General features: G+C 63.9%; 13 protein-coding genes, 3 tRNA genes and 1 pseudogene. 4 read left to right on the top strand and 13 right to left on the bottom strand.

The features are described 5' to 3' along the window. Positions 1 to 141: 141 nt before the first annotated feature. The 7 genes from B586_RS19105 to B586_RS19075 all read right to left on the bottom strand — a co-directional run bounded on the left by B586_RS19105 (position 142) and on the right by B586_RS19075 (position 6,597). Complete coding sequence (locus B586_RS19105; RefSeq protein WP_168162605.1) at positions 142 to 510, bottom strand: GtrA family protein; 369 nt, start codon at positions 508 to 510, stop codon at positions 142 to 144. Positions 511 to 649: 139 nt separating this feature from the next. Further along, positions 650 to 1,135 (bottom strand): GreA/GreB family elongation factor, encoded by a 486-nt coding sequence (locus tag B586_RS19100; RefSeq protein ID WP_047314807.1) that lies wholly within the window; start codon positions 1,133 to 1,135, stop codon positions 650 to 652. A 244-nt stretch (positions 1,136 to 1,379) separates the two neighbouring features. Continuing rightward, positions 1,380 to 2,210 carry a galactan export ABC transporter permease subunit Wzm/RfbD gene (gene wzm / locus B586_RS19095; RefSeq protein ID WP_054879113.1) on the bottom strand — a complete coding sequence of 277 codons (831 nt, stop codon included), beginning with the start codon at positions 2,208 to 2,210 and terminating at the stop codon, positions 1,380 to 1,382. Positions 2,211 to 2,307: 97 nt separating this feature from the next. Continuing rightward, the gene (glfT1, locus tag B586_RS19090; RefSeq protein WP_047314809.1) at positions 2,308 to 3,237 is read right to left on the bottom strand and encodes a galactofuranosyltransferase GlfT1; all 930 of its coding nucleotides are present in this window, start codon (positions 3,235 to 3,237) and stop codon (positions 2,308 to 2,310) included. Beyond that, a complete protein-coding gene (wzt, locus tag B586_RS19085; RefSeq protein WP_047314810.1) occupies positions 3,230 to 4,048 on the bottom strand; it encodes a galactan export ABC transporter ATP-binding subunit Wzt/RfbE in 819 nt (272 codons plus the stop codon). Before wzt ends, glfT1 begins: the two co-directional genes overlap by 8 nt. A 17-nt stretch (positions 4,049 to 4,065) precedes the next feature. After that, entirely contained in the window at positions 4,066 to 4,605 is a 540-nt protein-coding gene (locus B586_RS19080; protein WP_156166447.1) for a bacterial proteasome activator family protein, read from the bottom strand. A 15-nt stretch (positions 4,606 to 4,620) separates the two neighbouring features. Next, complete coding sequence (locus tag B586_RS19075; protein WP_054879114.1) at positions 4,621 to 6,597, bottom strand: DUF6541 family protein; 1,977 nt, start codon at positions 6,595 to 6,597, stop codon at positions 4,621 to 4,623. A 125-nt stretch (positions 6,598 to 6,722) separates the two neighbouring features. Here B586_RS19075 and B586_RS19070 point away from each other — a divergent pair, with 125 nt between their 5' ends. Then, positions 6,723 to 7,919 carry a cysteine desulfurase-like protein gene (locus B586_RS19070; protein WP_047314812.1) on the top strand — a complete coding sequence of 399 codons (1,197 nt, stop codon included), beginning with the start codon at positions 6,723 to 6,725 and terminating at the stop codon, positions 7,917 to 7,919. A gap of 26 nt (positions 7,920 to 7,945) precedes the next feature. Here B586_RS19070 and B586_RS19065 read toward each other — a convergent pair whose 3' ends face one another. Continuing rightward, positions 7,946 to 8,917, bottom strand: coding sequence for an NAD(P)H-quinone oxidoreductase (locus B586_RS19065; protein WP_054879115.1), 972 nt, complete (start codon positions 8,915 to 8,917; stop codon positions 7,946 to 7,948). Between the two features lie 44 nt (positions 8,918 to 8,961). Between B586_RS19065 and B586_RS19060 the strand changes: the two genes are divergently transcribed. Then, a tRNA-Ser gene (locus B586_RS19060) sits at positions 8,962 to 9,048 on the top strand. Positions 9,049 to 9,154: 106 nt separating this feature from the next. Here the strand turns inward: B586_RS19060 and lipE are convergent. The 5 genes and pseudogenes from lipE to B586_RS19040 form a co-directional block, all read right to left on the bottom strand. Then, a complete protein-coding gene (gene lipE, locus B586_RS19055) occupies positions 9,155 to 10,390 on the bottom strand; it encodes a lipase LipE (protein WP_054879116.1) in 1,236 nt (411 codons plus the stop codon). Between the two features lie 8 nt (positions 10,391 to 10,398). Beyond that, positions 10,399 to 11,235: a crotonase/enoyl-CoA hydratase family protein gene (locus tag B586_RS19050; RefSeq protein WP_054879117.1), complete on the bottom strand. Its 837-nt coding sequence runs from the start codon at positions 11,233 to 11,235 to the stop codon at positions 10,399 to 10,401. Positions 11,236 to 11,270: 35 nt separating this feature from the next. Continuing rightward, positions 11,271 to 11,891, bottom strand: coding sequence for an adenylate/guanylate cyclase domain-containing protein (locus tag B586_RS19045; RefSeq protein ID WP_231584623.1), 621 nt, complete (start codon positions 11,889 to 11,891; stop codon positions 11,271 to 11,273). Positions 11,892 to 12,491: 600 nt separating this feature from the next. Next, positions 12,492 to 12,644: pseudogene (locus B586_RS20555) on the bottom strand (DUF4334 domain-containing protein); the annotation flags it as partial. Positions 12,645 to 12,660: 16 nt separating this feature from the next. After that, a complete protein-coding gene (locus B586_RS19040; RefSeq protein WP_054879118.1) occupies positions 12,661 to 13,752 on the bottom strand; it encodes a pyridoxal phosphate-dependent aminotransferase in 1,092 nt (363 codons plus the stop codon). Positions 13,753 to 13,840: 88 nt separating this feature from the next. Between B586_RS19040 and B586_RS19035 the strand changes: the two genes are divergently transcribed. Continuing rightward, positions 13,841 to 13,932 (top strand) — tRNA-Ser (locus tag B586_RS19035). 19 nt (positions 13,933 to 13,951) lie between these two features. Next, positions 13,952 to 14,024: transfer RNA gene (locus B586_RS19030), tRNA-Arg, on the top strand. The last annotated feature ends 68 nt before the right edge of the window (positions 14,025 to 14,092 follow it).

Below are 14,092 nucleotides of genomic sequence, written 5' to 3'. Positions count from 1 at the left end.
TGGTCCGGCGACGATGCGGGACGCTTGCGTCCCGTTGAAGAGTTGGACGAATCCAGCCTGGGTCCGGCGACGATGCGGGACGCTTGCGTCCCGTTGAGGAGTTGGACGAATCCAGCCTGGGTCCGGCGACGATGCGGGACGTCAGCGGATCCGAAAGATTACGGCTCGTTGCACGATGAAATTGATCACCGTGGCGATACCCTGCGCAATCACGAAGGCGACGGGTATCGCCCATGGTCGTTGGTAGTGGAATAGGAAAAGGCAGAGATGGTTGAGCCCAACCTGCACAGCGAAGGTGATCCCGTAGAGCACCATGACCGCGGCGAACCGGGTGGTGCTCGGTGACGCCTGGAACGTCCATCGGCGGTTGATCAGGTAGGCGGTGATAGTGCCGATGACGACGCTGGTGAATTTCGCCAAGTCGACCTGCAAGCCCGCCCCGAGATAGAGCGTCACATAGACGCTGAAGTCGACGGTCGCCGCCAAGCCGCCGGTGAGGATGAAGCGCAGCACTTGCGTCGTCAGGTTCAGACGTGGGCGCGACGCGGCCGCAGACTCTGGGGGGACCATCGGGGGTTCCATTTGGGGGCGAGTCTAATGGGGCCGCGGGGTTGTTCGCCGGGTTCTGAGCGACTGCTCGGCGCAGCGGCTAGGTGGGTAACTTCACAGCCAGTAGCTGGACCTGGTTTGTTCCTTGCGGTGTGGAATAGGTCACCGTGTCGCCCGGTTGGTGTCCGGCCAGGGCCTGTCCTAACGGACTACGTGCGGTCAATGTCTCGGCTTCGCGGCCGTCGGGGGTCTCTTCCACGATGGAGATCACGTGCATCGTGACGACCTCTCCGTCGGGAAACCGCAATGTCACCTCGGTACCGCTGGGCAGCACTTCCGATTCGTCGACCCGCGACGGATCGGTCCGCAGCCGGCGGTCCAGTTCGTTGATCCGGTCGCTAAGGACGACGAGTTCGTCAGCTCGTTGTATCGCTTCGGCCGCGTCTCCGTGATCGCCGATCATGCCGCGGTCGTTCTTGACCTCGACCTCGAGGCGATCACGGCGCTGCCGCAGCCGGTTCAGCTCCGCGGCGAGGTGATTGCGCGCCGCATCTGCCAGACCCGTTGATTGGACTTCCTCGCTCACGATTGTCGACCTTTCGCGGCGCGCCGGTGACCGCCTTGTCGCCGAGCGCCCAGCTTGCTTTGTCCGGTCTTGGGTTGCCCGATTACTCATGTGTACCGCGAATTCGATTCGTAGCGTTTCAGTGTTACATCATCACGACGCAGTCGTCATCAATATTCGACAAGCAATTTGCAGCCGATTCTCTACCGGGAGACCAGCCTGCTGGCCAGCTGGGTGAGCTCTTCGGCGGGCGTGGGCCGCCGGGCTATACCCAGTAGGGCACCCGGGCGCGGTATTGCCGCATCGCGAACGCCGCCAGCAGCCATCCGACGGCTGTTAGCGCCACCACCACTGCCCAATGCCGCAGCTCCTGGTGAGCACCCAGCAGTGGTGCACGCACGATATCGAGGTAGTGCAGCAGCGGGTTGAGTTCGACGATGCTTGACCAGCGTCCCGCGCCCTGCTGCCGCAGCGTGTCGTCGTTCCAGATGATTGGCGTCATAAAAAACAGCAACTGCACCACGGAGAACAGCAGGGGGCCGATGTCGCGGTAGCGAGTTGCCAGAATGCCGAAACACAGTGACACCCACACACTATTGAGGATGATCAGCGCTAGCGCCGGAAAGACCGACAGATCGGCCCAAGACCACGATTTGGGGAAGATGATCGCAACGACGAGATAGATGACGATATTGTGCGCGAACAAGATCATCTGCCGCCACACCAGCCGATAGACGTGCACGCTCAACGGCGTGGGTAACTGTTTGATCAGGCCCTCGTTGGCGACGAACACCTCGGCGCCCTCCAGGATTGCGGCGTTGATCAAATTCCAGATGATCAACCCAAGAGTGACGTACGGCAGGTGCACAGCCAGCTCCAGGTGAAACAGCTTCGAATACAGCCCGCCCATCGCGACGGCGGTGGTCCCGGTCGCGATGGTGATCCAGAACGGTCCTAGCACCGAGCGGCGGTAGCGCTGCTTGATGTCCTGCCAGCCCAGGTGTAACCACAGTTCGTGGCGGCGGAAGCCCTCGATCAGATCACCTCGAGCGCGGGCAAGGGTCCGTGACTGTGCCGCCGCGTCAATAAACGTCATGTGCGCCGCTCCTCTCCCCCGCAAGCGGGTGGGGGTACCTCCCTCTGGGGGCGTACCCCCGCATCGCTCTTTTCCTCTGCATCGTCGCCGGCGCGCGTCATGAGGATCCTCTCATGTCGGGCTTGCCGAATTTCTCGCGACGTCCCAAGCGGCGCAAGCGAATCCACTCCCGTAGCCCGTTGGGGTCGCGGCGGGTCACCAGGAAGAACCAGCCGAACCGAAGCCACTCCTGGGCCAGCAGCTTGCGCAGACCCGGTTGTGACAACAGGTAGCCGCGATTGCGGTAGGTGAAGAACCGCTTAATGGGGTCGTCGGGATACTGGGTGTGCATCCGGCCGCCCAGGATCGGCCGGAACTCGTCGGATCCGCAGGGATGTAGGTAGATCGTCTCCAGACATGTCCCGAACGGCAGGCCGGACCGGACCAGCCGGCGATGCAACTCCACCTCGTCGCCGCGGATGAACAGCCGCATATCCGGAACGCCGATCGAGTCCAAGGTGGATGCCCGGAACAGCGCGCCGTTGAAAAGCGACGCGATTCCCCGCAGCAGATCCTGCCCCTCCTCGGTACGCAATTCGCTTGCGCGCCTGCGCCATACCAGGCCACGTCGCAACGGAAACGCAAGCCGCTGCGGGTCGTCGGAGTTGCACACCATCGGCGATACTTCGGCCAGGCCGTACTTGTCGGCGCAGGCCAGTAGGGTCGCCAGCACCCGGGTGTCCTGTGGGCGCCCGTCGTCGTCGGCTAGCCATACCCAATCAGCGCCCTGTGCCAGGGCGTGCAACATCCCGAGTGCGAAACCGCCTGCCCCGCCGAGATTTCGGCGTGAACCCAAGTAAGTTGTGGGTATTGGTTGGCCGGCAACCAGATTACGAACCCGGCTGTCGGAACCATCCTGGGCACCGTCGTTATCCACCACGATCAAGTGATCAGGCAACCGGGTCTGGGTGCTCAGCACATCCAGCGACTTGGCCAGCTCGTCGGGACGCCGATGGGTAACCACGACGGCGAAGACGGAGTCACTCATCTCCGGAAGCTCTTTGCGCGGCGGCGGTTTCGGCCATCACCTCGCGCACATGCCGGGCTGCGTCCTCGCCTTCGTAGGCACGCACCACGTCTTCGATGCCGCCGGACAGCTTGATGACTCCGTGGTCGATCCACATCGCGGTCTTGCATAGTCGGGCCAGGAACTCGTTGGAATGGCTAGCGAAAACCAGGATTCCGGAGCGCTCCACCAGGCTCTGCAGCCGGGACTGTGCCTTCTTCAAGAAGTCGGCGTCCACCGCGCCGATGCCTTCATCGAGCAACAGGATCTCGGGGTCGATGCTGGTGACCACGCCCATCGCCAGCCGGACTCGCATCCCGGTGGAATACGTGCGTAGCGGCATCGACAGGTAATCGCCGAGCTCGGTGAACTCGGCGATCTCGTCCACCTTGCCCAGCATCTGCTTCCGGGTCTGCCCGAGGAACAGGCCGCGGATGATGATGTTCTCGTAGCCGGAGATCTCAGGGTCCATGCCAATCCCGAGATCGAAGACCGGTGCCACTCGGCCGGTGACCTTCGCCCAACCGCGGGTGGGCTCGTAGATACCCGAAAGTAGGCGCAGCAGCGTCGATTTCCCGGCACCGTTATGCCCGACCAGACCAACCCGGTCGCCGAGCTCCAGCGACATCGTGATGTCCCGCAATGCTTCGATGACGACGACGTTGGAGTTGTTGCGCCCGATGGTGCCGCCGGCCTTACCCAGCACGGCTTTCTTCAACGAACGCGACTTGGCGTCGAAAATGGGAAATTCCACCCACGCATTGCTTGTCTCGATATGAGGACCCGACACCATGAACTACTTAAGTCTGCTTACAGATACTGTCCGGTGCCGTGACCGCCTGTTTGGCCCGGTTTGCCCAATCCCGGCGGCAGCGCGCTGTGCCGCATCTGCTCCAGCTGCGCGCGGGCGGCCATCTGCTGAGCGAACAGTGCGGTCTGGATGCCGTGGAACAGCCCTTCCAGCCAGCCGACCAACTGAGCCTGCGCGATGCGCAACTCGGCATCCGACGGCGCTGCACCTTCGTTGAAGGGCAGGGTGAGCCGATCGAGTTCCTCGCGTAGTTCGGGCGCCAGGCCCTCTTCCAGCTCCCGGATGCTGGTGGCGTGGATCTCGCGCAGCCGGTTGCGGCTGGCTTCGTCCAGAGGCGCGGCGCGCACTTCCTCGAGCAGCTGCTTGATCATGGTGCCGATTCGCATCACCTTGGCGGGCTGCTCGACCAGGTCGGTCAGGGAAGGTTCATCGGAGTCCCCGTCCTCATCCGTGTCGCGGATCGCCATGACCCGCGGATCGACCCCACCGATGATCTCGATGCCGTCGTCATCGTTGCCGGTACTCAATCCAAACACCATCCTCTTGCGTACTTTCTAGGCGTGAGCCGCGGCGGCGTTCCCGCGCCACTCGAAGATTCGGGCCGCACCGTTGTCGTAAATTTTTGTCCACGACTTCGATTTCTCTAGTGAGACTAGTCCGTCGGGTACGGCAAACCCTCGCACCGTCGGGCTGGTGGTCAGGATGTAGCGAATATTGAGCACCCGGACCGCTTCGACGGCCCACGGATTGCCGGTGCGCGCGTAAGCCCAGAAGGCGTACCGGAAATAGCCAGGGCCCGTCTGCTGCGGGAAGTCGTAGTGGGTCCACAGCGGATGGAGGTCGGCCACCGCGTACATCCACGAGCTGCCGTCGGTATTGGCGTTGCCGATGATGGTGTTGTGTGCATCCGGCAGGGTCGCCAGGTAGGCCATGGCGTCGAGGTCCTTCTGGTTGACCATCACCGAGTCGTATTTGTCACCGAACAAAACCAGGTGCCGAAAAAGATAGTGTCGGGCGGTGAGCACGGTCGCGACCACCAGCAGCACCGCGGTGGCCGACGCCCAGACGGGTCCGGGCAACGGTGTGAACCGGGCAGTGACTCGCTGAGCGCCGGCGACCAGGAGTAGCACCCCGGCAAACAACGCGATGCCTGCCATCGGCGTCAACAGCATGGTCACCACGGCCGAGAGCCGTCGCGGATCGTTGTAGAAGAACTGGCTGAACCCTTCGATGGCGTCGCCGATCGGGCCGCGAAACGGCGCCCCTGAGTAGACGGTCGCCACGGTCAGCACCAGCCAAACCACCGGGGGCCACCAGATTTTCTGGTACAGCAGGATCGCCATGCCGATGGCGGCCAACACCACCAGACCGTATTGCGTCGGGAAATCGTTGAGGTGGCGGGTGTGCAACAGCAGTGCATCGATCACGCCCTGTTTCACGCTCTTAAAGCTGGGGAATGAGTGCCCAGCAATGATGTCGGCCTGCCTTAACACCCCGATGAACTGTGGCGCCAGCACCAGCGCGGTCGGCACGGCCACCGCGGCCAGGGTCCACGCGTCGGCTGCCCGGCTGTGCACCGGATGCAACAGCACGTCCAGTAACCACCAACCCAACAGGAAAAGGACAACGACGAACCCGCCGGTCAGATGCACCGAGAAGGTGCCCACCAGCGCCAGAACGGCCGCCGGGATGCGGTCGCGGTGGCGCAACGTCGAGGTGATCAAGGCCATCGTCGGTACCGCGACCCCGTAAGCCGCCAGGTTCGGCATCGCGGCGACCCCGAACTCGACATAGGGGACCGAGGTGAACGACGCCGACAGCGCGGCCGCGGTGGCCGACGCCCCGGCGGCGCGTTGTTGCGTCGTAACTGGGCGTAGCAGCCGCCACGTGAGGATGGCTGCGCTGACCGGAAACAGCCACACCGACGCCGCCAGCGCACTCACGGTGTAGCCGGTGGTGGGTGCCGCCCCGGTGAGCTGGCAGTAGACCGCTGCCAAGGCGTGGAACACCGACGGGTAATACAGCACCGCGTGGGTCTCGACGTTGCGAAGCTCACCCATGTGGGTGGACGACGCCTGGCCGGTGTCGAGGATGAAACGCACCGTGTTGGCGTGCCAGACCGCGTCCCAGGTGCTGGGGATGGATTGCCAGTGCAGCAGGCCGCGGTGGGCCGCCCAGCCAATCAGTAGAGCGCCCAGCAACACTCCAGCCGTCACCGTAACGGCTGGCCGGCCGCTGATCCCTCGGGCCCCGGCTTCTCCCGAGGCCGCGGTGTCGCGGCAGCGGGCGAGTAGCAGCTGAAAAGCGGTCATCAGCGCGCCGACTGCGACCAGAGCGGCCAGCGCTGTCCAACCGTTCCAAGGTATTCCAAGCGCGCCAAAGGGAATGATCGCCAGCGCAATCACGCCGTACGTCAACGCCGGACCAACCGCAATTGCGATCGGCCAAGTTAGCTGAGCGACACGCGCGACGATGGTCCCCGGCGCGATCAGCAAAAACAATGCGATCAGCGTTCCGAAGCACAGCCCCACTCGACTAGTATGGCTGGCCGGGTGACCTTGCTCGCGATGCCCGACTGGTCGGAACGGCTGGGGCGATTCTAGGTACCCGCTACCGTCGCGAATTCGCGGAATGGCGGAGCTCTAAGGTGGCTGGCATGGCATACGACGTCGCCCGGGTGCGCGGTCTGCACCCGTCCCTGGGTGACGGCTGGGTGCATTTTGACGCGCCGGCCGGGATGCTGATTCCGGATTCCGTCGCGACCACAGTGTCGACTGCATTCCGCAGATCCAGCGCTACCACATCGGGTGCGCACCCGTCCGCGCAGCGCAGTGCCGCGGTGCTGGACGCGGCGCGCGTCTCGGTGGCCGATCTGTTCAACGCTGACCCTGCCGGTGTCGTGCTGGGCGCCGATCGCGCGGTCTTGCTGTCATCGCTGGCCGCAGCGTCGTCGTCGCGCGCCGGCCTGGGATACGAGGTGATTGTCAGTCGCCTCGACGACGAGGCGAACATCGCTCCGTGGTTGCGGGCGGCACACCGCCACGGCGCAAAGGTGAAATGGGCCGAGGTCGATATTGAGACCGGTGAGCTGCCGACGTGGCAATGGGAGAGCCTGATCGGCAAGTCGACCCGGTTGGCGGCCGTCACATCCGCGTCGGGGACGTTGGGTACCGTGACCGACCTGCGGGCGATGACCAAGCTGGTCCACGATGTCGGCGGGCTAGTCGTAGTCGACCATTCCGCCGCCGCCCCCTACCGGCTACTCGATGTCAAAGAGACCGAGGTCGATGTGGTGGCGGTGAACGCTCATGCCTGGGGCGGTCCGCCGATCGGGGCGGTGGTGTTTCGCGACCCGGGGTTGATTAACACCTTCACCTCGGCGTCGATGGACCCTAACGCCGCGGGCCCGGCGCGCCTCGAGGTTGGTTTGCACCAGTTCGGACTGCTGGCCGGTGTAGTCGCCAGCATCGAATACCTTGCAGCACTTGATGAGTCGGCTCGTGGCAGCAGGCGCGAACGGCTATCGGTGTCAATGCAATCCGCCGGCTCGTATCTGAACCGGATCTTCGACTACCTGATGATGTCGTTGCGGTCGTTGCCGTTGGTGATGGTGATCGGCCGTCCGGAGGCGCGGATACCGGTCGTCAGTTTCACGCACCAAGGGGTCCCTGCCGACCGGGTGGTGCAGCGCCTGGCGGACAACGGCATTCTGGCGATTTGCGACCCACGCTCACGAGTGCTGGATGTACTGGGCGCCAATGATATTGGCGGCGCGGTTACCGTCGGGTTAGCGCATTATTCGACGACGGCCGAAGTCGATCAGCTGGTGCGCGCGCTGGCATCGTTGGGCTAACGGGTTTTCCGAAATGCTTGCGGTCGTTAGACGGTGAGCACGATCTTCCCGGACACTTTCCCTGACACCAACCGTTGGTGCGCCTCAGCCGCCTGCTGGACCGCCATGCGCGCTCCAATGATGGGCCGCACCGCCCCGTCGGCGATCATCGGCCAGACCTTCGCCGTGACGGCGGCCACGATTTCACTTTTGCTGTTCGGACCGTTTGCCGGCCGGGCCCGCAACGTGGTGCCGATAACCCGCGCTCGTTTGGTCAGCAACTTGCCGAGGTTGAGCTCGGCCTTCACCCCGCCCTGCAGGCCGATGACGATCAGCTGTCCGTCGGTGGCCAGGGCGTCGATATTGCGGTCCAGGTACGCCGCGCCCATGATGTCAAGGATGACGTCGGCGCCGTCGGTCTGCTGCCGCAGCCGTGCGACGAAGTCCTCGTCGCGGTAGTTAATGGTGATTTGGGCGCCCAGGTCGCGACAGAATTCCAGCTTGCCTGGCGATCCGGCCGTGACCGCCACCGTGGCGCCCAACGCTCGGGCCACCTGGATCCCGTGGCTTCCGATGCCGCTGGCCCCGCCGTGCAATAGCAGCAGTTGGCCTTCGCTCAGCTGAGCGACCATCACCAGGTTCGACCACACCGTGCAGGCCACTTCCGGTAGTCCCGCGGCGTCGACCAGGTCGACGCCCTTCGGGATCGGCATCACCTGGCCGGTGGGGACGGCCACATATTCCGCGTAGCCACCACCGGCTAGCAAAGCGCAAACTTCTTGTCCGACAGACCATTCGGTAACACCTGAGCCGACTGCTGAGACGACGCCGGCTACCTCCATACCGATGATCTCGCTGGCCCCCGGCGGGGGCGGATATTTTCCGGCGGCCTGCAGCACGTCGGCGCGGTTGACGCCGGCCGCTGCGACCTTGATCAGGACCTCGCCGGGGCCCGCCGTGACATCGGGTACTTCGTGCCACACCAGTTGCTTGGGTGATTCAGCGACGACGGCGTGCATGCCGTCACGGTACTACCCCTTACTCTTGTCTTACCCTTGTCCGGGGTGGCGTGGCAGAGCGGCCTAATGCACTCGCCTTGAAAGCGAGAGACGGCTAACACCGTCCGGGGGTTCAAATCCCTCCGCCACCGCACCTCCGCCACCGCATTTGTGGCGTGCCGGTACCGCGAGCGTGCGTGTCCGTACGTCGACACGCCGCTGCGGCTGTCATTTTGCGCACGCTCGCGCAGCGGCTTTTTAGCGTGGCGGGATCGCGGCGGTGATGGTGTTCATCAGGGCGCCGTAGCGCCCGGCATCGGGATCCTGACCGGGCTTGCCGCTGCTAATCACACCGGCGGCCAGGCCGCGCTCGGGGTCGGCCCAGACCGCGATGTTGACCAGGCCAAGATGTCCGAACGCCGCCGGCGCGTTGCGCCCGAATGGACCGAACCGGGTCGACCCCAGCATGAACCCGGTGCCCCAGCGAAGTGGCATGAGTCCGGTCGCCACATCCGGTCGCAAGCGTCGGCATTCGGTGACCGCGCCGCGCAGTGTTTCCGGGCGCAGCACTCGCACTCCGTCCAGTTCGCCACCGCGACGCAGGATTTCCATAAACCGGGACAGCTCGTTGGCGGTGGACACGGTGTTGGACGACGGGACGATGGTGGTCAGGTATTGCGGCTGGTTGGTGTAGGGGATGACTTCGTGCACGGTTCCGCCGATCGCCTTACGGAAGATCGCGGCAATGACCGGCGGCAACGGCCGTCCGGTGGCATGACTCGGCGCGACCAACGGAACGTCCTTTGTGGCCACGCCAAAGTTCGTCCAACGGAAGCCAAGTGGGTCCAGGATCTCGGTGGCCAGAATGTCGCGAATTTCCTTACCGGTGGTCGCCCAGATGATCTCGCGCATCAGCGGACCCCAGGTTAGGGCGTGGTAGATGTGTACCAATCCTGGTCGGTAGAGCGGGCGCAGTTCGCCGAGCTTTTGCTGCGCGTACGCGTGATCGTCGGCGCGGGTGACGTCTGGTCTGGGCCCGGTCGGGAAGGGAACACCCGCGCTGTGGGTCAGCACATGCCGGATCGTGGTGCGATGTTTGCCGTGGCTGGTGTAGGTCGGCAGGTACTCGCAGACCCGGTCGTTGAGTGCGAAGTGTCCCCGCTCCACCAGCATGTGGACCACGGTCGCGGTGATGGCCTTGGCCGCCGAATACGCACAGAACGGCGTGTCGGTCGTGACGGGGACCTTTTCGGCATCGGGCGGATCGGTCGGGGCATTGCCCCAGCCGTGGCCGATCGCGCGGTTGAGCACTACCCGCCCGTGTTGTCGGATGCATACCTGGATTGCGGGGTGCATGCCGGCCTGGTACCAGTGGCGGGCGGCTTGCCAGATCCGTTCGACGGTGGCGCTGTCGATGTCGGAATGGTCCTCGTCGCCGATCGCCGTTACCGCATCGAGGTCGGTCGGGACACGGATCCTGCCGTCGGAAGTCAACGCAGGTCCTACTCCCCGGTGAACTGCGGCGGCCGCTTGGTGAACGTGGCCGAAATACCCTCGGTCAGATCCTTAGACGGCAGGAAGGCGGCGTTCCACGCGGCGACGTAGCGCAGGTTCTCTGAGACAGCGGAGAGGCGTTGCTGGTCCAGGACGTCTTTGACGCCGTAGACCGCCAATGGCGGGTTGGCGGCGATCTCGGCGGCGGCGGCATGGGCAGCGGCTAGCGTCGTATCGGCGTCGTCGTAGACATCATTGACAAGGCCAATCTTCTCGGCGCGGGCCGCATCGATGTCTTTGCCCGTCAACGCCAGCTCACGCAGATGTCCGTCGCTCAAGATCAGCGGGAGGCGGGCGAGACTGCCCATGTCGGCGACGATGGCCAGTTTGACTTCCCGCACGGAGAACTTGGCGTCGGCGCTGGCGTAGCGGATGTCGACCGCGGAGATCAGGTCGACGGCGCCACCAATGCACCAGCCGTGCACCGACGCGATCGTGGGCGTGCGGCAATCGGCGACGGCGTTGATCGCCTTCTGCATCCGCAGCACCTCGGCGTGGAAGTCGGTGCGAGGGCGGGCCAGCGCGCCGTCAGCCAACAACGGGGTGAACGTCCCGCTCATCGCGGGCACGTCCAGGCCGTAGCTAAAGTTTTTGCCCGATCCGGTGATAACGATGGCCCGTATCTCACGGTCGGCGTCCAGCTCTGCGAATACCTCCGGCATTTCCGACCAGAAGGCGGGCCCCATCGCGTTGCCCTTGCCCGGTCCGATCAGTGTCACCTGTGCAACCTGATCTTTGGTTTCGACGGTGACGGATTCATATGCCCGATTTGTGTCTGAGCCCATATCAAGACCGTAGCGTGTCAGCGGTTCGCCCAGGTTCAGGCGGTAAGGACGAAGGCCTCCACTGGCTTCGCGTGTCCACGCAGGGAAAGCGCGCGCACCGGTGCCTGGCCCACCAGCTCGTCTGCGACACCGCGGGCGACGAGTAATTCGCCGCCGGCCGCTTGTTGCTGCATCCGTGCCGCAACGTTGACCGGGTCGCCAAGCGCGGTGAAGTCCACGACAGCTTCGCCAACATTGCCCACGTATGCCACGCCGGCATTAACCGCCACACCGATGTTCAGCCAGGCGCCTTCCTGCGTGCCATAGCCAACGGCTTGCAACAGATCTCGTCCCGCGTTAACTGCTGCCGACCGATATTCGGGGCCGCTGATGCCTTTGACGAAAAACGCCATGACTTCGTCGCCGATCAACTTGTCAACCACGGCGTCTCTGCGCAGCAGAGCCCGCGTCGCGGCTCCGTAAAACCGGTTGAGCAGCGCAGCGAAGTCCGAGGCTGCGGTGGCCTCGCCCATGGTGGTGGACCCGCGCACGTCGGCGAACAACACCGCAATGTCGACCTCGGCTCCGCCGGGGGGAATCCTTTCGCAGCAGCGGACGCACAGGTTGGGATTCTTGCGCGACCGTGCGTAGCCTGCGGCAGCAAAAATGCGACCCACCACGCCGCCGAACGGGTTACTGCAACCCTTACAGCGCGGTTCCGACGGTAATAATCGGAACAGGTGCCGCTCTCTGCTATAGCGAGCGTGACCTTCGGTTAGCAGCGTCTGCCAGAAATCAGAAGTGGGCCCCGGCGAACCCGGAGACGTGGGCGAGACAGAATCAGAATTGTCCATGTCGCTCTCTAATACGCTCTTGCCGTCATAAGCTGTGGGCAGTTACTACAACGGGTTTCGTGTTGTCACCGTTGCTACGTATCGCCTCCTTCCGATGCCGCCTCGAAATCGAGGCCATGGACCTGGAACGGGGTAGAGCAGTACGGCCCGTCACAACAAGAGGCGGTGCCAGAACCTGGTTTACCAGGCTCAATCCAGCATCATGCAGTCTACCTGTCCGGCTAGACACATTGGTGAGCTATCGCCGCCAGCGACGTTTCTGCCGTTCCTAACACGACTTGTCAACGACTACGCCTACGCAGCTAACGTCCGTGATGTCAGAAACGACCCAGGAACCGCGAAGCCCGAGCGTCACGGTCGTCCGGCCGGGGTCTCGGGCTCACTTCCTGAAGCTCAGCGCCTCAGGCACACCTATCTATAGGCCTATAGCAGCCGCTCCAGATAGAAGTAGTAGTACCGGCCGTTATCCAGGACGCCTTTGCCGTTCATGCTGCCCATCACCGCGTCGTCGTCGATCTTCTTGAAGTGGTCGTGCACGGGTTGGCCGTCATACACCATGGTGGCGGTAACTTCGCCATGTTGCGCGCCAAGCTCATCGGGTACTCCTCGGTTCGGTACCTGCAATCCAGTCACCGGCAAACCGCAGCAAGGCGTCGTTTTCTTCCGGTGCGCCGATGGTGACTCGGACACCGTCGGTGCCGTACGGGCGGACCACGATGCGCGCATTCGCGGCCTGCTCAACGAAATCCAGTGTGCGAGGTCCCAGCGGCAGCCAGACGAAGTTGGTTTGTGTCGGCGGCAGCGTAAACCCGGCGTCGCGTAACGCGGCGCTGACCCGGGCGCGCTCACCGACCAGGGTGTCGGTGCGCGCTAGCAGCTCGTCGGCGGCGTCGAGCGAGGCAATGGCGGCGGCCTGTGCGACGCTCGACACGGTGAACGGCACGTAGACCTTGTCCAGCGCGGTGATCACGTCGGGATGGCCGATCGCGTAGCCGACCCGCAGACCGGCCAGCCCGTAGGCCTTTGAAAAGGTGCGTAGCACAACGACATTGGGGTGGGCCCGGACCAGCGCCGGGCTGTCGGGCAGCAGACCGTCGCGGATGTATTCGACGTAGGCCTCGTCAATGACGATCAGGATGTGCGGCGGGACCGTCTCCACGAAGCGGGCCAGCGCGTCCGGATTTACGACGGTGGACGTCGGATTGTTCGGGTTGCAGACGAAGATCAGCCGGGTGCGGTCGGTGATCGCGGCGAGCATCGCATAAAGGTCGAAGGTGTGGTTGGCCAACGGCACTTTAACGGCGGTCGCGCCGGCGACCTGGACTTGCGGCGGATAGAGCTCAAAACTGCGCCACCCGAAAACCACCTCGTCGCCGGCCGAGGCAGTGATCTGGACGAGCTGCTGGCAAAGGCTGACCGAACCGCAACCGACGGCCACATGCTCGGGGGCGAAATCTACCGAGCTCACCGAACTGAGGCGCTTGGCTAGCGCCGCCTTGAGCTGCACGCAACCGTTATCGGGATAGCGGTTGATGGTGTCGGTGGCTTGCTGGATGGCCGCGCGCACGCTGGGTAGCGGTCCGAACACAGTCTCGTTGCTGGCCAGTTTGATGGCGCCGGGCACTGTCTTACCAGGCACATAAACTGGCAGCCCGGCCAGCTCGGGCCGCAGGCGGGCAGTCACTTCGACAGCATATGTTGCCGCTGTGTACGCTATGCCTCCGGCGGTTCAGGGATTCCAGGAAGGGGTCGGGTACCCTCAGGGGGTCAAAGGAGGCGTGCCAGAGCGGCCGAATGGGGCTCACTGCTAATGAGTTGTCCCCCTTCAAGGGGACCGGAGGTTCAAATCCTCTCGCCTCCGCCACGGACATAACTAAAGACAGGCGCCCGTAGCTCAACGGATAGAGCATCTGACTACGGATCAGAAGGTTAGGGGTTCGAATCCCTTCGGGCGCGCTTTCTACCAGCGGAAACAAGTCTGAAACCTCGAGGCGACACGCCCGGAATTTGATACTTTCCCGCTA

This window comes from Mycobacterium haemophilum DSM 44634, from assembly GCF_000340435.2.
GTDB classification, from domain to species: Bacteria; Actinomycetota; Actinomycetes; order Mycobacteriales; family Mycobacteriaceae; genus Mycobacterium; species Mycobacterium haemophilum.
The sequence above is the reverse complement of the archived record's forward strand: the minus strand, read 5'-3'. Positions and strand labels throughout refer to the sequence as shown.

Coding starts and splice junctions, on each gene's coding strand:
- wzm (WP_054879113.1), bottom strand. CDS start 2,210: ATGACGTTTATTGACGCGGCGGCACAGTCACGGACCCTTGCCCGCGCT.
- glfT1 (WP_047314809.1), bottom strand. CDS start 3,237: ATGAGTGACTCCGTCTTCGCCGTCGTGGTTACCCATCGGCGTCCCGAC.
- wzt (WP_047314810.1), bottom strand. CDS start 4,048: ATGGTGTCGGGTCCTCATATCGAGACAAGCAATGCGTGGGTGGAATTT.
- B586_RS19080 (WP_156166447.1), bottom strand. CDS start 4,605: ATGGTGTTTGGATTGAGTACCGGCAACGATGACGACGGCATCGAGATC.
- B586_RS19070 (WP_047314812.1), top strand. CDS start 6,723: ATGGCATACGACGTCGCCCGGGTGCGCGGTCTGCACCCGTCCCTGGGT.
- B586_RS19065 (WP_054879115.1), bottom strand. CDS start 8,917: ATGCACGCCGTCGTCGCTGAATCACCCAAGCAACTGGTGTGGCACGAA.
- B586_RS19050 (WP_054879117.1), bottom strand. CDS start 11,235: ATGGGCTCAGACACAAATCGGGCATATGAATCCGTCACCGTCGAAACC.